20 protein-coding genes are annotated in these 20311 nt (G+C 60.2%); 8 read left to right on the top strand and 12 right to left on the bottom strand.

The genetic code is table 11. The features are described 5' to 3' along the window. Nucleotides 1-26: 26 nt before the first annotated feature. From lnt to miaB, 5 genes are all read right to left on the bottom strand, one after another. Nucleotides 27-1571 (bottom strand): apolipoprotein N-acyltransferase, encoded by a 1545-nt coding sequence (gene lnt, locus AACT07_RS01860; protein WP_069526430.1) that lies wholly within the window; start codon nt 1569-1571, stop codon nt 27-29. Between the two features lie 148 nt (nt 1572-1719). Then, complete coding sequence (gene corC / locus AACT07_RS01855) at nt 1720-2604, bottom strand: CNNM family magnesium/cobalt transport protein CorC (protein WP_005354092.1); 885 nt, start codon at nt 2602-2604, stop codon at nt 1720-1722. Between the two features lie 95 nt (nt 2605-2699). Further along, nucleotides 2700-3164, bottom strand: a complete 465-nt coding sequence (gene ybeY, locus AACT07_RS01850; protein ID WP_069526429.1) for an rRNA maturation RNase YbeY — start codon at nt 3162-3164, stop codon at nt 2700-2702. Continuing rightward, on the bottom strand, nt 3161-4210 hold the full coding sequence (locus AACT07_RS01845; protein ID WP_005362369.1) for a PhoH family protein: 1050 nt from the start codon (nt 4208-4210) through the stop codon (nt 3161-3163). Before AACT07_RS01845 ends, ybeY begins: the two co-directional genes overlap by 4 nt. Before the next feature lie 54 nt (nt 4211-4264). Then, a complete protein-coding gene (gene miaB, locus AACT07_RS01840) occupies nt 4265-5698 on the bottom strand; it encodes a tRNA (N6-isopentenyl adenosine(37)-C2)-methylthiotransferase MiaB (protein WP_005335132.1) in 1434 nt (477 codons plus the stop codon). A 265-nt stretch (nt 5699-5963) separates the two neighbouring features. Between miaB and AACT07_RS01835 the strand changes: the two genes are divergently transcribed. From AACT07_RS01835 to AACT07_RS01820, 4 genes are all read left to right on the top strand, one after another. Next, on the top strand, nt 5964-7127 hold the full coding sequence (locus AACT07_RS01835; protein ID WP_069526428.1) for an FAD-dependent oxidoreductase: 1164 nt from the start codon (nt 5964-5966) through the stop codon (nt 7125-7127). A gap of 49 nt (nt 7128-7176) precedes the next feature. Further along, nucleotides 7177-7737, top strand: coding sequence for a cysteine hydrolase family protein (locus AACT07_RS01830; RefSeq protein WP_069526427.1), 561 nt, complete (start codon nt 7177-7179; stop codon nt 7735-7737). Nucleotides 7738-7869: 132 nt separating this feature from the next. Then, nucleotides 7870-8562 (top strand): cold shock domain-containing protein, encoded by a 693-nt coding sequence (locus tag AACT07_RS01825; RefSeq protein ID WP_069526426.1) that lies wholly within the window; start codon nt 7870-7872, stop codon nt 8560-8562. Between the two features lie 199 nt (nt 8563-8761). Beyond that, complete coding sequence (locus AACT07_RS01820; RefSeq protein ID WP_069526425.1) at nt 8762-9700, top strand: sensor domain-containing diguanylate cyclase; 939 nt, start codon at nt 8762-8764, stop codon at nt 9698-9700. Between the two features lie 92 nt (nt 9701-9792). On the opposite strand, the gene AACT07_RS01815 is transcribed toward AACT07_RS01820, so the two are convergent. After that, a complete protein-coding gene (locus AACT07_RS01815) occupies nt 9793-10701 on the bottom strand; it encodes a LysR family transcriptional regulator (RefSeq protein WP_069526424.1) in 909 nt (302 codons plus the stop codon). 116 nt (nt 10702-10817) lie between these two features. Between AACT07_RS01815 and AACT07_RS01810 the strand changes: the two genes are divergently transcribed. After that, entirely contained in the window at nt 10818-11063 is a 246-nt protein-coding gene (locus tag AACT07_RS01810; RefSeq protein ID WP_040066840.1) for a hypothetical protein, read from the top strand. Nucleotides 11064-11083: 20 nt separating this feature from the next. After that, nucleotides 11084-11731 (top strand): HAD-IA family hydrolase, encoded by a 648-nt coding sequence (locus AACT07_RS01805; RefSeq protein ID WP_069526489.1) that lies wholly within the window; start codon nt 11084-11086, stop codon nt 11729-11731. A gap of 109 nt (nt 11732-11840) precedes the next feature. On the opposite strand, the gene AACT07_RS01800 is transcribed toward AACT07_RS01805, so the two are convergent. Beyond that, nucleotides 11841-12443 carry a nitroreductase family protein gene (locus tag AACT07_RS01800; RefSeq protein WP_042082707.1) on the bottom strand — a complete coding sequence of 201 codons (603 nt, stop codon included), beginning with the start codon at nt 12441-12443 and terminating at the stop codon, nt 11841-11843. A 248-nt stretch (nt 12444-12691) separates the two neighbouring features. Here AACT07_RS01800 and AACT07_RS01795 point away from each other — a divergent pair, with 248 nt between their 5' ends. Together AACT07_RS01795 and AACT07_RS01790 are read left to right on the top strand one after the other, a co-directional pair. After that, entirely contained in the window at nt 12692-14242 is a 1551-nt protein-coding gene (locus AACT07_RS01795; RefSeq protein WP_069526423.1) for a sensor domain-containing diguanylate cyclase, read from the top strand. A 247-nt stretch (nt 14243-14489) separates the two neighbouring features. After that, nucleotides 14490-14972, top strand: a complete 483-nt coding sequence (locus AACT07_RS01790; protein WP_069526422.1) for a YMGG-like glycine zipper-containing protein — start codon at nt 14490-14492, stop codon at nt 14970-14972. Between the two features lie 96 nt (nt 14973-15068). Here AACT07_RS01790 and AACT07_RS01785 read toward each other — a convergent pair whose 3' ends face one another. From AACT07_RS01785 to AACT07_RS01765, 5 genes are all read right to left on the bottom strand, one after another. Beyond that, on the bottom strand, nt 15069-16025 hold the full coding sequence (locus AACT07_RS01785; protein ID WP_069526421.1) for a D-2-hydroxyacid dehydrogenase: 957 nt from the start codon (nt 16023-16025) through the stop codon (nt 15069-15071). Between the two features lie 146 nt (nt 16026-16171). After that, complete coding sequence (locus tag AACT07_RS01780) at nt 16172-16936, bottom strand: DUF3530 family protein (protein WP_069526420.1); 765 nt, start codon at nt 16934-16936, stop codon at nt 16172-16174. 134 nt (nt 16937-17070) lie between these two features. Beyond that, nucleotides 17071-17637, bottom strand: a complete 567-nt coding sequence (gene efp, locus AACT07_RS01775; protein ID WP_005362323.1) for an elongation factor P — start codon at nt 17635-17637, stop codon at nt 17071-17073. A gap of 45 nt (nt 17638-17682) precedes the next feature. Beyond that, nucleotides 17683-18891, bottom strand: coding sequence for an elongation factor P maturation arginine rhamnosyltransferase EarP (gene earP, locus AACT07_RS01770; protein WP_069526419.1), 1209 nt, complete (start codon nt 18889-18891; stop codon nt 17683-17685). Between the two features lie 96 nt (nt 18892-18987). Beyond that, entirely contained in the window at nt 18988-20031 is a 1044-nt protein-coding gene (locus AACT07_RS01765; RefSeq protein ID WP_005348017.1) for a GMP reductase, read from the bottom strand. Between the last annotated feature and the right edge of the window lie 280 nt (nt 20032-20311).

Raw genomic sequence — 20311 nt, 5'->3', positions numbered from 1 at the left:
TGTGTATCAGGGATTGCGGATGGCCATTACAGCTCGCGGGCCCAGGGGTGCGCCTTGGGACGCAGCGCCAGCGCCAGACCCAGCAGCAGCACGGTCAAACCGTAGAGGGGCCAGCTACCAAAGCGCATGTAGGGGGTCTCGCCGTGGGCGGGACGTACCTCGCTGCGCAGCACGCCCGCTTCAAACTGCGGGATCTGGCCGATGATGCTGCCATCGATCTCGGTCACGATGGTGATGCCGGTGTTGGTGTCGCGCAGCAGCGGACGAGCCAGCTCCAGCGCGCGCATCCGGGCGATCTCCATATGCTGCCAGGGGCCGATGCTGGTGCCGAACCAGGCATCGTTGGAGACGGTCAGCAGGAAGTCGGTATCGGCATTGACGTTGCGGCGCACCTCCTCCGGGAAGATGATCTCGTAGCAGATGGCGGCGGCAAACTTGAGCCCCTTGGCGATCAGGTTGGGCTGCACCTCGTCACCCCGGCTGAAGGAGGACATCGGCAGGTTGAAGAAGGGGGCGATGGGGCGCAACAGATCTTCAAAGGGCACGAACTCGCCGATGGGCAGCAGGTGGTACTTGTTGTAGCGGTTGGAGTGGTTGTAGAAGTAGGACTCCTTGCCATCCGCATCCTGCACACCCATGCCGAGCACGGTATTGTAGAAGCGCTGTTGCTGCTCGTCGTAGTGAATAATCCCAGCCAGCAGGCCGGTATCGTTCACCTTCATCGCCTTGTCCAGATTCTCCAGATAGGGGCCCATCGCCTTCTCGATGGCCGGGATCGCTGATTCCGGCCAGATGATGATGTCGGCATCCTGATTCTCGCGGCTCAAATCCTGATAGGTGCGCACCGTGGGGGCCAGCGCCTCGGGATCCCACTTGAGGGACTGGGCAATATTGCCCTGCACCAGTGCCACCTTGACCGGCTCGCCACGGGTGACCCAGTTGAGCTGCATCAGGCCGTGGGCACCGGCAACCAGCAGGGCAGGCACCGCCAGCCAGAGCGGGGAGCGGGATTTCCACACCAGCCAGATGGCGGAGGCGGAGAACAACAGCGCCAGCGTGATGCCCTGCACCCCGAGAATGGGTGCAAAGCCCTTGAGCGGGCCGTCGATCTGGCTGTAACCAAACCAGAGCCAGGGGAAGCCGGTCATCACCCAGCCACGTAGCCAGTCAGCCACCAACCACAGGGCCGGGAAGGCGAGCAGCCAGCGGCTCCAGTGACGGCCGCCAAAGAAGCGGGCAAAGACCCAGCAGGCGAGCGTCGGGTAGAGTGCCAGATAGGCGGAGAGCCCGGCCAGCAGCACAAAGGCGACCGGTAGCGGGATACCACCAAACTCGGTCATGCTGACATGGATCCACCACAGCCCCGGCAAAAAGAGTCCCATGGCGTAGCCAAAGCCGCGCCAGGCGGCCTGTTTCGGCGTGGCTTTGTCCAGCAGGGCGTAGAGGCCAAGCAGGGAGGGGATCACCAGCGGCCAGTAGCCGAAGGGGGAGAAGGCCAGCACGGCGATGGCACCAGAGGCCAATGCACTGAGGCTTAACAGAATTTTGGAAGTAACGGGGGATAATCTCACGGGCGATGGTGCTCGTCTTGGTGTGCAACTGGGGTCGAATGGCCAGTATCTTAACCTGTAAGCGGGGCAACGGCGAGCCTCGATGCCGGTGGCAGAGAGCACAACGCCCCGAGGTCGGGGCGTTGTTTCACACATCGAGCGGATCTGCCTATTGCGGCTCGGATTGCGCCGCCGCGTGGTGCTCGGGGATCTTCACCTGCAACTGCTGCAGACGACGCCGGTCGGCATGCATCACCTTGAACAGGTAGCCGTCCAGCTCGATCTCCTCGCCCTTCTTGGGCAGGTGGCTGAAGGCGTGCATCACCAGACCGCCTACCGTATCCACCTCTTCATCGCTGAATTTGGTGCCGAAGAAGTCGTTGAAATCCTCGATCTCGGTCAGGGCGCTGATGGAGAAGACTCGCTTGCTGAGGCGGCGGATCTCGTCCGGCTCATCCTCGATGTCGTCAAACTCGTCGTCGATCTCGCCAACGATCAGTTCCAGTATGTCTTCGATGGTCACCAGACCGGAGACGCCACCAAATTCGTCGACCACGATGGCCATGTGGTAGCGCTCTTCACGGAACTCCTTGAGCAGACGGTCAACCCGTTTGCTTTCCGGCACGATCACCGTGGGGCGCAAGATTTTCTCGAGCTGCAGCGGCTCGCTGGCGTGATGGCCGCCAAACCCGAAGGGGAGCAGATCCTTGGCGAGCAGAATGCCCTCCACATGATCCTTGTCCTCGTTGATCACCGGGAAGCGGGAGTGGCCGGACTCGATGATCACCGGCAGGATTGCATCCACCGGTTGGGACTTCTCGATGGTCACCATCTGGGAGCGGGGGATCATGATATCGCGCACGCGAAGATCGGCGATCTCCAGCACCCCCTCGATCATGTCCTTGGTGTCCTGATCGATGAGGTCGCGCTCTTCGGCATCGGCTATCACGTCTACCAAATCATTGCGGTCTTTTGGCTCGCCCTGGAAGAGTTGGCTGAGTTTGTCGAGCCAGGTTTTCTTCGGCGAGCCGGTACTAGGGTGATCGTCGGTCATTTTCTCTCTTGGTTACTCGTATGAACACACTTGAAATAGTTCGGGTTATATAAGGATGGCCATCTGCTGTTTCAAGACGATGACCATCCGGTTCTTTACTCTTCGTCGTTCAGATAAGGATCGGCAAAACCTAGCTCCAGCATGATGTCGCGCTCAAGCGCTTCCATCTCTTCGGCTTCCTCATCCTCGATATGGTCATAACCTAGCAGATGCAGACTGCCGTGCACAACCATGTGGGCCCAGTGGGCCATGAGGGGCTTGCCCTGCTCCTCGGCCTCGCGCTCTACCACCTGACGGCAGATCACCAGATCGCCGAGCAGCGGCAGCTCCAGACCGGGCGGCGCCTCGAACGGGAAGGAGAGCACGTTGGTGGGCTTGTCCTTGCCGCGATAGGTGAGGTTGAGCTCGTTGCTCTCCGCCTCATCGACGATACGCACCGTCACTTCTGCCTCCTGCTGGAAGCCGAGAATGGTGCCGTCGAGCCAGCCTTGCAGCTGGGCTTCGGTGGGCAGGCCGTCGGTGCTGGCACTGGCCAGCTGCAGATCCAGGGTTACGCTCATTGCTCGCTCTCTTTGCTGGCGTTTGTTTGGCCGGCCACCTTCTCGGCTGCCTGTTTGGCATCGAACGCCTCATAAGCCTGCACGATGCGGGCCACCACAGGGTGGCGCACCACGTCTTTGGACTCGAAGAAGTTGAACGACAGACCATCGACCCCTGGCAGCACTTCCAGCGCGTGGCGCAGGCCGGATTTGGCGTTGCGCGGCAGGTCTACCTGGGTGATGTCGCCGGTGACCACTGCCTTGGAGTTGAAGCCGATCCGGGTGAGGAACATCTTCATCTGCTCGGTGGTGGTGTTCTGGGCCTCATCGAGAATGATAAAGGCGTCATTGAGGGTTCTTCCGCGCATATAGGCGAGCGGCGCCACCTCGATGATGTTGCGCTCCATCAGCTTCTCGACCCGCTCAAAGCCCAGCATCTCGAACAGGGCGTCGTAGAGCGGGCGCAGGTAAGGATCCACCTTCTGGGAGAGATCGCCAGGCAGGAAGCCGAGCTTCTCACCCGCTTCCACCGCCGGACGGGTCAGCAGAATGCGGCGAATTTCCTGACGCTCCAGCGCATCCACCGCCGCCGCGACCGCCAGATAGGTCTTGCCGGTACCGGCCGGGCCGATGCCGAAGCAGATATCGTGGCGCACGATATTGGCAATGTACTGGGCCTGATTTGGGCTGCGTGGCTTGATGAGACCGCGCTTGGTCTTGACCGTCACCTCCTTGCCATAGGGGATGCTCGGCGCCGGTTCGTCATCCTGCTCCAGCACCCGCGACTCCTGAATGGCCAGATGGACCATGTCGGGAGTGATGTCGGTCACCTTGCCACCCTTGAGGGGCTGGGTTTCCACATAGAGGTGCTTGAGGATGACGGCGGCGGCATCCAGCTGGGCCGGTTTGCCCACCAACTGGAAGTGGCTGTCACGGTAGCTGATCTCGACGCCGAGGCGGCGCTCCAGCTGCTTGATGTTGTCATCGAAGGGGCCGCACAGGCTGGCAAGGCGCTGGTTGTCGGCGGGCTCCAGATGCAGATTCAGGGTCGAGATGTGTCGGCTCAAAATATCCTCGTCTCAAGGCGCTCCCCATCCGCCGGGCGAATGGGGAGGAGGGGATTAATGGGGAGTGAAGGCGGCAACGCCCAGCTCGTCCGGTACGTTATCCGGGCGACGGGCCAGGATTTCGCTCGGGGCGGTGGCGATCCGCAGGTTCATCTCGCTCTCGCCGCGGATGAACTTGCCGCGCAGGGAGTTGGGACGCACCTCGGTGATCTCCACGTCGGCAAAGCCGCCGATCAGGGTGTGCTGGCCTTCGAAGTTGACCACCCGGTTGTTCTCGGTGCGGCCACACAGCTGCATCGGGTCGAGCTTGGAGGGCCCTTCCACAAGGATGCGCTGGGTGGTGCCCAGCATGGCGCGGCCAATCTGCATCGCCTGGTTGTTGATGACGTGCTGCAGGCGGGCCAGACGGGCTTTCTTCACTTCCATGTCGACATCGTCTGGCATGTCGGCGGCCGGGGTGCCCGGGCGCGGACTGAAGATGAAGCTGAAGCTCATGTCGAAACCCACATCCTCGATCAACTTCATGGTCGCTTCAAAGTCTTCGTCCGTCTCGTTCGGGAAGCCAACGATGAAGTCGGAGCTGATGGTGATGTCGGGACGGGCGGCACGCAGGCGACGGATCTTGGATTTGTACTCCAGGATGGTGTGCGGGCGCTTCATCATGGTCAGAATACGGTCGGAGCCGCTCTGCACCGGCAGGTGCAGGAAGCTGACCACTTCCGGGGTATCTTTGTAGACTTCGATGATGTCGTCGGTGAACTCGATCGGGTGGCTGGTGGTGTAGCGAATGCGATCGATACCGTCGATGGCGGCCACCAGACGCAGCAGCTCGGCGAAGGTGCAGATGCCGCCATCAAAGGTCGGACCGCGGTAGGCGTTGACGTTCTGGCCGAGCAGGTTCACTTCGCGCACGCCCTGCTGGGCGAGCTGGGCGATTTCGTAGAGCACGTCGTCCAGCGGTCGGCTCACCTCTTCACCGCGGGTGTAGGGCACCACGCAGTAAGTACAGTATTTGGAGCAGCCTTCCATGATGGAGACGAAGGCGGTGGCCCCTTCGGCGCGCGGTTCGGGCAGGCTGTCGAATTTTTCGATCTCGGGGAAGGCGATATCAACCTGGGCACCACGGCCCTCTTGCACTTCCTTGATCATGGCGGGCAGGCGATGCAGGGTCTGCGGGCCGAACACGATATCCACATAGGGAGCGCGCTGGCGGATGGCATCGCCCTCCTGAGAGGCAACGCAGCCACCCACGCCGATCACCAGACCGGGCTTGTTGGCCTTGAGCTTTTTCCAGCGTCCCAGCTGGTGGAACACCTTCTCCTGCGCCTTTTCGCGGATGGAGCAGGTATTGAGCAGCAAGACATCTGCCTCTTCGGGCTCTTCGGTAAGGGTGTAGCCATTGCTGGCATCCAACAGGTCGGCCATTTTGGACGAGTCATACTCGTTCATCTGGCAACCCCAGGTTTTAATGTGAAGTTTCTTGCTCATTGCTTCTCTTGACTTGTTTTGAAATCGGCATGGTCAAAGGACCGCGCATTTTACTCCGCAATCTGGATACTGCCTAGCTAATATCCAGCTGGCAATGGTGCTCACCCGATACCTGTTGCCAGCAAGCTCAATAAGCTTTCTCCTTGATTTGACGCAGCAATTCCCTGTTTGTCTCACTGTTTATCAGCCGCCCTTGCGCTATCATGCAGCCATCCGGTTCACGTCCGGGCGCTGTCGCCGGACGCACCCTTTCAGGAATAAATGTATGGAACAGTGTGATATCGCCATCGTCGGCGCCGGCATGGTGGGCGCCGCCACTGCCTGTCTGCTGGCGGCTCAGGGTCTCTCGGTGCGGGTCATCGAGACCCAACTGCCGGAGCATTACGCGCCGGAGCAGCCGCTGGATCTGCGGGTCTCCGCCATCAGTCAGGCCTCGGTGGCGCTGCTGGAGCAGGCCGGTGCCTGGCACCATCTGCAGCAGATGCGGCTCTGCCCCTACCGCCGACTGGAGACCTGGGAGCTGGACGGTTTTGCCACCCGCTTCAATTCCGCCGATCTCGGTCTGCCCCAGCTCGGCTACATCATCGAAAACCGGCTGGTGCAGCTCGCCCTGCTCAAGCGGATGGAGGATTTTCCCACCATCCAGACCCACACCCCGGCGGCGGTGACCAGCCTGCGCCAGAGTGCAGATGAAGCTGTGCTGACTCTGGACGACGGCACCGAGCTGGCGGCTCGCTGGGTGCTGGCTTGCGATGGTGCCGAATCCCACACCCGCAAGCTGGCGGGTATCGGCGTATCGCGCTTCGAGTACCGCCAGCACTGCATGCTGATCAATATCGACACCGACTTTGCGCAGGAAGATATCACCTGGCAGCAGTTCACCCCGAGCGGCCCGCGCGCCTTCCTGCCGCTGCCCGGTCAGCACGGCTCCCTGGTGTGGTATGACAGCCCGGCCCGTATCCGGGTGCTCACTGCCATGAGCAACGAAGGGCTTGCCGCCGAAGTGCGCCGCCACTTCCCGAGTCGGCTCGGCGGGTTCACCGTCACCGGCAAGGGGAGCTTCCCGCTGGTGCGCCGCCACGCCAACGACTACCACGCCGGTCGGGTGGTGCTGCTCGGCGATGCTGCCCACACCATCAACCCGCTGGCGGGGCAGGGGGTCAACCTCGGCTTTAAGGATGTGGCCTGCTGGGCTGATCTGCTGCAAGGTGCTGGCGCTGACTGGCATCAACTTGTGCTGGCCGAGCGCTACGAGCGGCGCCGTCGTCCCGACAACCTGCTGATGCAGTCGGGGATGGATCTCTTCTACGGGGTGTCCAGCAACGAGATTGGCCCCCTCAAGCTGGCCCGTAATCTGGCCCTCAATCTGGCGGATAAAGCTGGCCCCTTAAAGGAGATGGCGCTGCGCTATGCACTGGGGCTGGTTTGACAGGTAGAAACCAGATAGCACGGGCTGAATGCGCGAAGGAGCAAAGGTGATGAACAAGGCACTGCTGGTGATCGATTTTATCAACGATATTGCCCATCCCGACGGGCGCATTGCCGCCTCGGCAGCCCACGTGGTGGAGCAGGATGCCATTGCGCATGCCAATCAGGCGCTGGCCCGCGCCCACGGTTGGCTGGTAGTGCTGATCAAGGTGGGCTTTGACGGCGGCTATCAGCTGCAACCCAAGGGGTCTCCCATGTTTGGTCGCGCTCACCAGTTGGGGGCGCTCTCGCTTACCGACCCAGGCACCGACTTTCACCCGGATCTGGATGTGCAACCCGGTGATCTGGTGCTGGCCAAGCCCAGGGTCAGCCCCTTCTATGGCACGGCGCTGGAGCCTGCGCTGCGGGCCAATCACATCGACCACCTCTATCTGTGCGGGGTGAGCACCAGCTGGGCTATTCAGGCGGCGGCGCGAGATGGCCACGATCGCGACTACGCCATCACCATTCTGGAGGATGCCTGCGCCGCCACAGATGCCACCGAGCATCACACCTCGCTGCGGATGCTGGGTCGCATCGCCGAGATCATCAAGGTGTCCCAGCTGGCTTGATCCTTAACGCAGGCTGCACCCGATCACCGTGTTGAGATTGACTCTGCGTCCCCCTGTCGGGCCGCAGCACTTTTGGGCAACATGATTGTCGGGCAAGATAGTGCTCACATGGATAACAACAAGGATGGACAGATGCGTTATCAGGGACGGATCGCGAGCTGGAACGAGGCGCGCGGCTTTGGATTTATTACGCCGGAGCAAAATGGCGCCGAGCAGGCAATCAATGGAGCACGCAGTGCAGGGCTGTTTGTGCATGTTACGGCGTTGCAATCAGATGGCCGGGTGCCAGAGCCGGGGGAGCGTGTCACCTATCTGATCGGCAGTGGCCAGGATGGCAAGCCAAGGGCGTTACAGGTCTTTTTCCCCGATCGCCCGCTCACGTTGGCGGATGCCGTGCCCTTGGCCGAATCATCAGCAGCAAGATCGGCCGCATCATCGGCGGCGCCATCGTTTCGGGCGGCAAGTCAGCCGCCACGACCTACCTTGACCAGAGAGAGAAGTAACCCCTATCGACGTCGCAAGAGCAGCTGGAGTGGCAAATTGATCCCTCTGCTGGTGCTCGTCGGCCTCTTTTCCATCTATTCCCGTTTCTCGGCCGAGTCGATGGCGCCATTGCCGGTCTCCTCTTTCAATCAGGAGGAGATCAGCACCTCGGTCAGCACGCCACAGACAACGACCTTTATTCGTCAGTGTGATGGTCGGCAGCATTGCTCCCAGATGACCTCCTGCGAGGAGGCAACCTGGTTTTTACAAAACTGCCCTGGTACCAAGATGGATGGGGAAGGAGATGGCATCCCCTGTGAAAATCAGTGGTGTGGTCATTAAATGTGACTTATCAGAGACATATGCTCATGATGCGCTCTTGTTATCTGGAACAGGGAAACTGGCCTGAAACTTTGCCGGATAGTGTTCGATGGTGAAATTTGGTCTCAGTTGGCTAAGTGGGAATGGGGTGCTTTACTCTATCTGCTGACTTAATTGTTAATAGATGGCGGTATGCCACTTTTGCCACAGGATGGCCACCATGGCGGATGATATACAGACGCGGCAGAGTCACTTCGCCGAGCGAGCCCATCATCTGGCTGCGCTGCTGGATTCGCTGGAAGACCAGATATCGGTGATAGATCGGGATGGCGTGATCCATTACACCAATCTCGCCTGGGATCTGTTTGCCGAGCAAAACGGCATGCCCAAGGGATATAACTGGATTGGGGTCAATTACATGGGGGCTTGTGACGCTGAATCCGAGCCCTCTGGATTGGCTGCCGTGGAGGGGATCCTTCGGGTCATCCGTCATCAGCAGGAGAAGTTCTATCTGGAATACCCCTGCCACAGCCCCGACACCCAGCGCTGGTTTATGATGCGAGTAGCGCCGGTACCCGGGCTTGATGCCGAGTTTTTTTCCATCGCCCATATCAATATCACCGAGCGCAAGCTGCTGGAGCTGGAAGTTGCCAGCCTCTCCCAACATGATCCCTTGACCGGACTGGCCAATCGGCGGCTGTTCAACAGCTTTTTGCATAACGAGTGGCGGCGCAGCATGCGTGAACATACCCCGCTCTCCCTCATCATGCTGGATCTGGATAACTTCAAGGCGTGTAATGATCATCTTGGTCATCAGATGGGGGATGGATCCCTCCAGCTGGTGGGCCATCTTTTGCAATCCTTCTGCCAGCGTCCGGCGGATCTGCCCTGCCGTTTTGGTGGTGACGAGTTTGCCCTGATCCTCGGCAATACCGATCGAGATGCGGCCCAGCGGATTGGAGAGGAGATCCGCCAGGCCATCAACGATCTCGACATCGTGGTGGCAAATAATATTCAGCTTAGCGCCAGCATTGGCATTGCCACCTACACGGCAGAGCAACTGCTGGAGGGGGAAGGTGCGTTGCTGGCCGCGGCCGATGCGGCGCTTTATTGCGCCAAGGGGGCGGGTAAAAACCGTAGCCACTGCGCCAGCTGTTGAGCCGCATTGCCGCTTTTGTCCTGCATGCGCCCCCTTGATGGGGGCGCACTGTTTTGACGTGGCACGATGTTAGCTACCAGCGAGCGTTGGTTTCAGCGCTCGGGTGTGGCCGACACCGGCAGGGGATGGCTGGCGATCACCTGCCTGACGAAGTGATCCCTGATGGGGTCGGCAAAGTCCGGATTCCATACCATGCTGACCTCCCACTCGGAGCTGGGGCCTGAGAGGGGATAGAGGGTGACATCGGGGCCTGCGATAAAGCTGACGCTGCGTGGCAGGATGGCGTTGCCGATGCCCGCCGCGACCAGCGCCACCAGCGTCTGGATATCTTCGGCCTCCTGGACCATGCCGGTCAGCCGATTGGCGCCGAGAAAACCGGCGATCTGCTGGCTGAGACCGGGGCAGCGGTGGCCCACCATCTGCAACAGGGGTTGACTGGTCAGTGCCTGCTGGACGTCGAATGCGGCCGGGTCTGGTTCGGTCATTCGTGTCGGCACCGCCAGCACCAGCCGGTCGATCAGCAGTCTGTGCTCCTGTAACTGGGGCACCTGAGGTCTGCGCATAAAGCCAAGTTGTAACTGGCCGGAGAGCAGCTGCTCCTGCTGGATGGCGGAGGGCATATCCTGCAGATGGACCATCACCTCCGGGACCTGCTGCTTGAAGCGGGCCACCAGCGCAGGGGCCAGCGCGAAACTCGACAGACCAAAGCCAATCTTGAGCCGACCGGCTACCCCGCTCGCCACCGCCAGCGCATGGCTTTCGAACTCCCGACCATGCTCGACCAGCGCACTCGCCTGAGTGAGCAGCTGGGCGCCGAGCGCCGTCAGCTCGGCACCGTGGCGGCCCCGCTTGAATAGGGTGCAACCCAGCGTCTGCTCCAGCCCCTGGATCTGCTTGGTGAGGGCCGGTTGGGTGATAAAGAGGCGGCTGGCCGCTTCTCGGTAGTTGGAGGTCTCGGCCAGCGTCACAAACGCCTGTAGTTGCCTCAAGTCAAATTTCATTCCAATTGGTTATCCAAAGTGGCCATTTATTGATTATAAATTATCTAATCGCCTTGTTCTAATGGCTCGGCAAGGGGGGAATCGCCCTCCTCTGAACCGGAACAAGGAGCCATATCATGTCTACCCAACGTTATCTTTTTTTGATCAAGGGCACGCTGGTGCTGGCTCAGCCGTTGGCGGCCCCGGAGACGGGGGAGCTGCTCGCCAGCCTGCTGCAACAGGGTTTTGTGGTCGGCCCCTTGCAAGTGTGGGCTGGCAGTGCCGAGCAGGCACTCGCCTGTTATGAGCGTGCCGCCCAGCAGCAGGCCTTTGCCGATGCGCTCTCTGGCTCTCTGCCCGAGCTGGCCGGGGTGCCTGTATGAGTGTCTGTATGAGTGGTGGCATGAACACGATCACCCTGTCGGTATCCGCCCTGCTGCTCGATATGGATGGCACCCTAGTCTGCTCGACCGGCGATGTGGAGAAGGTGTGGCGGCTCTGGTGTCAGCATCATCAGCTTGCCCCAGAGCCGGTACTGGCTATGTGCCACGGTATGCGCTCGCGTGAGGTGATCCGGGCGCTGGCCCCGCAGCTGGATGTGGAGCGGGAAGCGGCGCGGCTCGACGAGCTGGAGATGCTGCATACCGGCGGCGATGCTATCCCAGGGGCTGGCGAGTTGCTGGGCCGCTTGCCGCCAGAGCGCTGGGCCATCGTGACCTCCGCCAGTGAGCGGGTTGCACGTCACCGCCTGCATTGTGCCGGTTTGCCGCTGCCCAACCTGCTGGTGGGGGCTGAAGCTGTGGTCAATGGCAAACCCGATCCCGAGCCCTATCTGCTGGGGGCTGAACGGCTTGGTGTCTCGCCCGCTCGTTGTCTGGCGTTCGAGGATGCCCCGGCCGGTATCGAGAGCGCCCTGAAGGCAGGCTGCGCCGTGGTACAGGTGGGGGGCGATGTGCCGCTTAATCCGGCAGTGGTGGCGGTGATCCGCGACTGGCGCGAGGTTAAGATGGAACTTGGAGAGACGTCCCTGCTGGTGACGCTGCCCGCCTGAGCGATGGAGAGAATGGGTTGTGGCCGTGCGGTATGAGCCATTGCCATCAACACTGTATGCCGCAATAAAAACGCCCCCGAGATGCGGGGGCGTTTTGCTTTCTCAACGGTTATTTGAAAACGCGGAAACGGGTAGCGTCGTCGATAAAGGTTTTGTCACCGGCCGGTTGCTTGATGCTGCCAAAGGGCATTTGGGCGCGCAGCAGCCAGCTGGCGGGCAGGTTCCACTCCTTGCGTACCGCCTCGTCGATCAGCGGGTTGTAGTGCTGCAGGGAGGCACCGACTTTCTCCTGCGCCAGCGTCGTCCAGACCGCAAACTGGGCGATGCCGGTGGCATGTTCCGACCAGATGGGGAAGTTGTCGGCATAGAGGGCAAATTTTTGCTGCAGATCCTTGATGACGTCGGTGTCTTCGAAGAACAGCACGGTACCGAAGCCTGCGCGGAAGCTGCCATCTACCTTGGCCTCGCTCTGGGCGTAGGCCTCCGGCGGCACAATCTTTTTCAGCTCGGCTTTGACGATATCCCACAGCTTGTGGTGCTGGGCGCCAAACAGGATGACGGCACGGGAGCTCTGGGAGTTGAAGGAGGAGGGGCTGTGCCTGATGGCATCCTGGATCAGGGTCGTCAGCTGCTCCGGCGTGTGGGACACCTGGTCGCCCAGGGCATAGATGGTACGACGTGCTTTGATCTGTTCGATAAACGGACTGCTCATAACATCTCCTTGTTCTGCTTGGCGTTGCAGCCGGTGATGGACGGTTTGTCCAGCGCCTGCCGAATCAGGTATAGACTATAACACCCACGATGCAGAGCGGGGTTAACCCGGGGTAACTAGCGTTTTTCCTGTCAGTTGATATTCGTTTGCGAACCTTGACGTTTCGTTAGTGTTGGAAGTGTCATTTAAGGGGCGCGAAAGTGATATTAATCAATGATTCACTCTCCTTTCTCTCCCACAATCCCCGTATGTTTTCATGGTTCGGATGTGATGTGAGCCGTTCGTATCTCAATAAACGCTACTATGTGCTGGTCCCCCTCTCTGCATTGATTGGTTTGATGATCCTGATAGTGACGATCATCATGGCTATTGCCAGCTATCTGAGGGATATCGACATGACGGTATCCGGTTTCGGCCACATGGCATCCTCCGTTGAAGCGTCCCTGATCCACGAGATGGTGAAGGTCAATGAGCGGCAACTGGCAGTGTTGGAGGCCTCGCTCGACAAGGAGAAGATCGCTCGCGGCGGGCTGGCCGACTCCCCCATCTGGGCCATTGCGCACAAGATCAAACCAGGTAACCACTACATCTACTTTTACAACCTGAACGCGGATCGTATCGACAGCTACCCGGACTGGCTACCGCCCCCCGGTTATCAGGCGGCGCTGCGACCCTGGTATCAGGTGACCACCATGCCGGGCGACGAGCTCGTCTGGTTTGGCCCCTACCCTGAATACAATACCAATGAACTAATACTCAGCCTGATCAAACGGGTGCGGGACGATCAGGGGCAACTGCTGGGGCTGCTGATGGTCGACATGTCATTCGACTCGCTGCAGCAGGCGCTACAGCGGACGGTTGGTGGCAATCAGGCTGCACTTTATCTTACCTTGCGCGACAGCGGCCAGCTGGTGGTGGGCAGCAATATGGATCTGCTGGCAGATCACCCCATCGAGCAGCATCAGGGCCAGCAGTGGCTCGGTCTGGATGTGTTGTGTCATGGCACTTTCCTTAAGCGCGAGCTGGCGGACATTGGCTGGGATCTCAATATCTATCTGCCGCCCGTGCTGTTTCGCAACAGCCTCTATGAGGCGCTGCAGATGGTGGTTTTGCCATTGATCTCTCTGTTTGCCATCTGGTGTTGCACGCTGAGTCTGCTGGTGCGGATCTTCCGCCAGGAGCAGGCGCTGGTGTCGGGTTCACTGACCGGTATCGTGCGCAATCTGGAGAGTTCTCCCCCCATCTCCAAGGCCAATACCTGGTTTGTGCGGCGCAGCCTGAACGAGATCGATCAGGTCAGGGCCAGCTTCCTCAAGGGGCAGGATGCGCTGTTGCGGGACCCTCTGACCGGTATCATGAACCGGCGAGCCTTCGAGCAGCACAAGAGCGCGCTGGAGCTGAGGGGGGAGCGCTTCTGGCTGCTGCTGTTTGATATTGATCACTTCAAAGGACTCAATGACAGTCGGGGTCATGCCTTCGGCGATCAGGTGCTGTGTCGGGTGGCCAATTGCCTTGCTGATGTGCTGGGGGTGAGCACGGTTTACCGGATTGGGGGCGATGAGTTTGCCGCTCTGCTGCAACAGCCGCAGGATGAGTTGGCGGAGAAGCTCAATTGTCTGCTTGACGTGGTGCGACATCAGCAGTGGCGTGAGCACAAGGGACAGGTCACCTTGAGTATCGGCGGCGCCTGCCATTCACCCGTTGCCGACCCCATCTTCGAGCGTGCTGATGCAGCCCTTTATCGTAGCAAGGAGGCTGGCCGGGACTGCTGGCATCTGGCGGATGAGGCTGCTGACTGACAGCTTTTGTCCCAACGCGGCGGGCCTGTGCCGGGACACGACAACCAGATTGTGGGTCACCCTGCCGTAATAGTTTGGCTTTTTGGTGATTTTAATCTTTAAATTCAATTGCTTGATTTTACTCTTCCATTTTTGGCAGTAGCCGTGCGGCCATTGACTGTCGCATCCCTCATTTCTACTGGCTGGCGAACCCCGTGGCGCTTTGTATAGTGCCGCTGAATATTAATCAGGTTTGACAGGAGTACCCATGGAGATGAATTCGCGTGCTCTTCGCGCACTGGCACTGCTGGGCGCCTTGCTGGCTGGCAGCACGACCGTGCACTCCTCCGAGACCCTCAATACCATTTTGGGTGGCGGCGCAGGTGGTGTGGCGGGCACCATGATTGGCAAGGAGCTGGGTGGCGATACCGGTGCGCTGGTGGGGGCTGCGTTGGGCGGTGCTGCCGGTGGGGCTGCGACGGCCAACAAGGGCAACAAGAATGAAGCGGCCCTTGGCGGCGCTGTGGGGGCGCTGGGCGGTGCCGCCATCGGCAAGAGTGTCGGTGGCGATACCGGTCAGCTGATCGGCGCCGGGGTCGGCGGGGCGAGCGGTTCGGCCATCGGTGCCAAGACCGGCGATGGCCACAAGAGCCAGGATCGCTATTACGATGATGACGACGATCATCACCATCACAAGCACCACAAGAAGTACAAAAAGCATAAGAAGCACAGATGGCACGACGACGATTGATGTGCGCGCAGTGAGTGCGAAAGATGCAAAACGGGGCCTGTTGGCCCCGTTTTGCATGGTGTAGTCACTCGATTTTGCGGTTACTCGCTCGTGCGGTTACACCAGCCGGTGCTGGCGGCGACCGGCGGCAAAGGCGTTGATGTTGTCGATCAGCTGATCGGCGAGGCGCTGCATCGACTCCTCGCTGGCCCAGGCCACATGAGGGGTCAGAATGAAGTGGGGGTATTGCAGTGCCTTCATCAAGGGATGGTCGGGAGGCGGCGGTTCGACGCTCGCCACATCGAAACCGGCGCCACCGAGGCGGCCGTTGGCCAGCGCTTGCAGCAGCGCCTCCTCATCCACCAGTCCGCCACGGCCGACGTTGATCAGCAGGGCGCCCGGTTTCATCAGATCCAGCTCCCGCTCGCCAATCAGGTTGCGGGTGTAGGGGGTGAGCGGGCAGTGCAGGCTGATGACGTCCGAACTTTGCAGCAACTCGTCGAGGGGCAAGCGGTCCTCGTCGTGACTGGCGCCGATCTGGCTCTGGGCGTAACGCACTGTCATCCCCATCCCTTTGGCCCGCTCGCCGAGCGCCTGTCCGAGCGTCCCTTTGCCGATGATGCCAAGCTGCTTGCCGTGCAGATCCATGATGTTGTGGTCGAAGAAGCAGAACTGGCCGCTCTGTTGCCAGCGCCCCTCCAGCAGCGACTGGCGCCAGCAGAAGAGGTTGCGCGACAGGGCCAGCATCAGCGCCATGGCGTGCTCCGGCACCGAGGGGCCCGAGTAGTTGCGAATGTTGCACACCCCGACGTTGGCGGCGCGGCACGCTTCCAGATCCACGTTGTCGCTGCCGGTGGCGGCCAGGGCGATGAGTTTGAGCTCAGGCAGCTGGGCCAGTTCGACGGCGCCGATCCGTACTTTGTTGATGATGGCGATGCTGGCATCTTTGAGCCGTTCCACCACCTGTTCCGGGGTCGTGCTGGGATAACTCTGCCAGTGGTGGGGGAAGTCGGGGTGATGCAGGGTGATGCCCGCATCCAGGGTATCGCTGTCGAGAAACACAATCTGCTGCATGGACCTTCCTGCCATTTTTCTGGTGTCGAGGGGCCATGATGCCAAAGAGGATGCGGTCAGGGCCAGATCGTCGCCGTGGCAGGGTTGGGCTTTATCAGGCAGATGTGAGCTGGCGCGCGCTTTATTGCGCCACGGTGGCGGCTGGTTTAGAGCCAGCCCAGATGGTTGAGCCAGCCCTGAATGCGGGTGGGGGTCTCCTCCAGCTCCATCAGGGCGTAGGGGCGATAGTTGAGCTTGTTGCTGCGCCGGCTCTCGCTTTTGCGGGCCTCGGCGGCCAGCAGGGGCCAGCGACCGCCATCCTCCTGATAGAGGTCCAGGGTGGGGATGGCCGCCTGAGCCACCTGTTTGGCCAGGGTCTGGTTGCTCTGCTGGTTGGGGAAGAAACCATCGAGCAGCACCAGTGCATCGGGGGCGGGCAACTGTTCGCTGGCGATGAGGTTGACAGTCCAGGCGGCGCCGGTACCTTGCGCCAGGATCAGCTTGAAGCCCCCCTCCTGCAGCTTGGCATCGGCCAGCTTGCTGATCCGCTCGGCAAACTGCTTGCGAAATGCATCGCTGTTTTTCGCTTTTTTCTCGGCGGCTGGGTCCAGTTCGGTCTGTTGGGGGGAGGGCAGCAGCAGCAGGGTATCAAAGCCCAGTCGGCCGAGAGCGCGAGTCAGTTGCCACAGCTGGCCGCTGCGCTGCCAGTCGGGCAGTAAAATGGCGAGCCCCAGATAGTTTTCACTGTCGTGTTTGGCGAACAGCACCGTCTGCTTGTCGATCCGGGTTACATCGGGCAACCCTTTCCAGTCGCTCGCTTGCCAATGGTCGAGGGGCATTGGTTCGGCAATGGGGGGCGCAACCTCGCTCGCCTCTGCCCCATGGCCAGCCAGCAAGGTCAATAACAGCAGTGATAAGGATAATCTGGCCATAGTGTGCTCCCCCGGTTATCTGGGTTAGCGGCTGCGGCGGAATTTTCTGAAGGCGGGCGGTGTGATGGCAACTCGGAGGCAATAAAAAAGCGAGCCGTTGGCTCGCTTTTTTGTAATCAATTCAAAGCGGTCAATTAGTTGACGCGACGCTTGAATTCACCGGTGCGGGTATCGATTTCGATCTTGTCACCGATCTCTACGAAAGCGGCAACAGCCAGCTCGTAGGTAGTGCCTTTCAGACGGGCAGGCTTGGTCACTTTACCGGAGGTGTCGCCACGGGCTGCCGGTTCGGTGTACTCAACTTCGCGCACGATGGTGGTCGGCAGTTCTACGGAGATGGCTTTCTCGTTGTAGAAAGTCACTTCGCAGATGTCTTCCATGCCGTCTACCAGGTAGTTCAGCACGTCACCCAGGTTGTCTTTCTCTACGTCGTACTGGTTGTACTCGGTGTCCATAAAGACATACAGGGGATCGGAGAAGTAGGAGTAGGTGCACTCTTTACGTTCCAGCTGAACAACGTCCAGCTTGTCGTCGGCCTTGAAGACGGTCTCGGTAGCGCTGCCGTTCAGCAGGCCCTTCAGCTTCATTTTGACCACGGCGGAGTTACGGCCGGATTTGTTGAATTCAGCCTTCTGAACCACCATCGGCTCGGTGCCGATCATGACTACGTTACCAGCGCGGATTTCCTGTGCGGTTTTCATGTAAAAAATTCCTGTTCGTGAAACGGACGGATAAAAACTGCCAGATTATATACGGCTTTCTAAAAATTTCACCAACCGTGTGACGAGATCCCCATCCCGGAGCAACTTCTGTGACCAGCTTCGCCCATGTTGCTGCCAAATGGCGCTATATCGGGGCCATTGGGCCCAAAGTTCGCCGCAATCTTCGCCACGGTTGAGAGCCAGATTCAAGCGGCGCAGCCATTGGCCGCAATCGGCAGGCAGATCAGCAAGATAGTGGTCGAGGAACTGCTCCAGCTTGATCAGATGGGCCTCCTCCTCCTGTTGGTAGATATGCCAGAGGAAAGGACGTGCTGCCCACTGGGCCCGCACGAAGGAGTCCTCGCCGCGCACCAGATTGAGATCGCAGCTCCACAGCAGCCGATCGTAACCGGCCTGATCGGTCATCGGCAGCAGCTTGATGGTGAGGTTGCCCGCGTGGAGCAGATCCTCCGCCTTGGCGGTGGTGATGGCCTCTTCAAGGCCTGCGCCGCGCAGCACATCCTGCAGCGAGCGGCCCAGCGGCAGCAGCAGGGTGATGGGGGTGGCGCTCTGGCACCAGCTCTCGACCAGACTCTTCAGCGCATTGCTCTCGTAGGTAAAGAGACTGACCCGCAGTTCGTGCTCTTGCTTGGGCGGCAAACCGAGGCTGGCCCAGTAGGCGGTAAGTCCCGCATCATCTTGCTGCCACTGTTCCCGTTCGGTGATGAGGTCGCGTTCGCACAAAAGGCCGCCGGTTTTAGCGGTAAAGCCCGGGAAGAAGAAGTATTTGTTGAGGCTTTTATTGCCAACCCGCTGGGGCGAGGCGAGGCCGTGGCAATCCTCGACCCAGCTCTCCGCCGAGAGGTATTCCAGATTGAGCCAGCATGGGGGGCTGGGTTGGCTCGCCATCTGCTCGGCCATTCGTTCAATGAAGGGGGCGGGCAGCTCGCAGGCAAAGGCTTCGATCACCACCCTGGCCGGTGTCATGTCGGTCGGCAGGGTCTCATGCCAGTGCTGGATATAGATGCCATCGACCCACTGGCCATCCTGCGCCGGGTCGAGCCCCGGACAGATGCGGGCGAAACTTGCCAGATCGTCCACCCAGAGCCGCACCTGAACCTCATTGCCATGTGCCGCAATATTCCCCTCCCGTTTTAGCTGGCGGGCAAGTCGCCAGGTGACGCCGATGTCACCGAAGTTGTCGACGACGCAACAGAAGATGTCCCAGTCAAACGGGGGCAGGGGAGTTGTCATGGCTCAGGATCCCGGATGCAAAAAAACCGGTGCGCAGGGTAGCACACCGGTTGACTGGCTTCTAACCGTCAGCGTGTGACGGCGATCTGTGGCAGGTTACTCCTTGCCGTAGACGTTGTTCTCTTGCTCGCGTACCCGGATAAAGGTGGTGCGCTTGGTGAGCTCTTTCAGCTGGCTGGCACCCACGTAGGTACAGGTGGAGCGCACGCCGCCCAGAATGTCGCGCACGGCATTCTCGACCGGGCCGCGGTAGGGCAGCAGAACGGTTTTACCCTCGGAGGCGCGGTATTCGGCGACGCCACCAGCGTGCTTGTCCATGGCGCTGGAGGAGCTCATGCCGTAGAACTTCATGAAGGGCTCACCGTCTACATCGACGATCTCGCCACCGCACTCCTCGTGGGCTGCCAGCATACCGCCCAGCATGACGAAGTCGGCACCGCCGCCGAAGGCTTTGGCGACGTCGCCCGGGCAGGTGCAGCCGCCGTCACCGACGATCTGGCCGCCGAGGCCGTGGGCCGCATCGGCACACTCGATGATGGCAGAGAGCTGCGGGTAGCCGACGCCGGTCTTGACGCGAGTGGTACAGACTGAGCCCGGGCCGATGCCGACCTTGACGATGTCGGCGCCGGAGAGGATCAGCTCTTCGACCATCTCGCCGGTCACCACGTTGCCCGCCAGAATGACGTGGTTGGGGCAGGCTTCACGAATCTTGCGCACGAACTCGACGAAGTGTTCGGAGTAGCCGTTGGCCACGTCGACACAGATGAAACGCAGCGCTTCGGACATGGCGAGGATCTGGCGGGTCTTGGCGAAATCTTCAGCCGAGGTGCCGGTGGAGACCATCACATGGCCCAGCAGCGCCGGGTCGGTCTCGTTGACGAAAGCTTGCCACTGCTCAAGGCTGTAGTGCTTGTGTACCGCGGTCATCATCTCGAAACCGGCCAGCGTGCGCGCCATGGCAAAGCTGCCGACGGTATCCATGTTGGCGGCGATAACGGGTACGCCTTGCCATTGGGTCTGAGTGTGTTTGAAGGTGAACTGACGGGTCAGGCTTACTTGGGAACGGCTCTTGAGAGTAGAGCGCTTGGGGCGGAACAGGACATCCTTGAAACCGAGCTTCAAGTCTTCTTCGATACGCATTACAAATTCCTTATTGAGCCTTGTTGAAAGTCACTTTTGCAGTGGCAAATTTTCGGCAGGCGCAAAAAAACCGGTGGTTTTCAGGCCCTCCGGTTTACAACAGTGTAGGCAAAAATCCCTTCAGAACAAGACTGATAATTTGTAAATCCTTGTGGTAGCCTTTGGCGTCACAACCTGAGGTTAACCACCAGTTTCATCCAGCACCGTTCGGTGCCTTGCTCTCCTACGATATTCCCGCCCGCTTGGGCCGCCGTTCGGCCACTCTTTGTCGTCTCTCTCC

Source organism: Aeromonas sp. ANP5 (genome assembly GCF_963870295.1).
GTDB lineage: Bacteria > Pseudomonadota > Gammaproteobacteria > Enterobacterales > Aeromonadaceae > Aeromonas > Aeromonas veronii.
Note: the sequence above shows the minus strand (reverse complement) of the source record. Positions and strands in the feature narration are given on the sequence as shown.

Bases quoted from the DNA above. Each gene is read 5' to 3' on its own strand.
- corC (WP_005354092.1), bottom strand. From the start codon at position 2,604: ATGACCGACGATCACCCTAGTACCGGCTCGCCGAAGAAAACCTGGCTC.
- ybeY (WP_069526429.1), bottom strand. From the start codon at position 3,164: ATGAGCGTAACCCTGGATCTGCAGCTGGCCAGTGCCAGCACCGACGGC.
- miaB (WP_005335132.1), bottom strand. From the start codon at position 5,698: ATGAGCAAGAAACTTCACATTAAAACCTGGGGTTGCCAGATGAACGAG.
- AACT07_RS01835 (WP_069526428.1), top strand. From the start codon at position 5,964: ATGGAACAGTGTGATATCGCCATCGTCGGCGCCGGCATGGTGGGCGCC.
- AACT07_RS01830 (WP_069526427.1), top strand. From the start codon at position 7,177: ATGAACAAGGCACTGCTGGTGATCGATTTTATCAACGATATTGCCCAT.
- AACT07_RS01825 (WP_069526426.1), top strand. From the start codon at position 7,870: ATGCGTTATCAGGGACGGATCGCGAGCTGGAACGAGGCGCGCGGCTTT.
- AACT07_RS01820 (WP_069526425.1), top strand. From the start codon at position 8,762: ATGGCGGATGATATACAGACGCGGCAGAGTCACTTCGCCGAGCGAGCC.
- AACT07_RS01815 (WP_069526424.1), bottom strand. From the start codon at position 10,701: ATGAAATTTGACTTGAGGCAACTACAGGCGTTTGTGACGCTGGCCGAG.
- AACT07_RS01810 (WP_040066840.1), top strand. From the start codon at position 10,818: ATGTCTACCCAACGTTATCTTTTTTTGATCAAGGGCACGCTGGTGCTG.
- AACT07_RS01805 (WP_069526489.1), top strand. From the start codon at position 11,084: ATGAACACGATCACCCTGTCGGTATCCGCCCTGCTGCTCGATATGGAT.
- AACT07_RS01800 (WP_042082707.1), bottom strand. From the start codon at position 12,443: ATGAGCAGTCCGTTTATCGAACAGATCAAAGCACGTCGTACCATCTAT.
- AACT07_RS01795 (WP_069526423.1), top strand. From the start codon at position 12,692: ATGTTTTCATGGTTCGGATGTGATGTGAGCCGTTCGTATCTCAATAAA.
- AACT07_RS01790 (WP_069526422.1), top strand. From the start codon at position 14,490: ATGGAGATGAATTCGCGTGCTCTTCGCGCACTGGCACTGCTGGGCGCC.
- AACT07_RS01785 (WP_069526421.1), bottom strand. From the start codon at position 16,025: ATGCAGCAGATTGTGTTTCTCGACAGCGATACCCTGGATGCGGGCATC.
- AACT07_RS01780 (WP_069526420.1), bottom strand. From the start codon at position 16,936: ATGGCCAGATTATCCTTATCACTGCTGTTATTGACCTTGCTGGCTGGC.
- efp (WP_005362323.1), bottom strand. From the start codon at position 17,637: ATGAAAACCGCACAGGAAATCCGCGCTGGTAACGTAGTCATGATCGGC.
- earP (WP_069526419.1), bottom strand. From the start codon at position 18,891: ATGACAACTCCCCTGCCCCCGTTTGACTGGGACATCTTCTGTTGCGTC.
- AACT07_RS01765 (WP_005348017.1), bottom strand. From the start codon at position 20,031: ATGCGTATCGAAGAAGACTTGAAGCTCGGTTTCAAGGATGTCCTGTTC.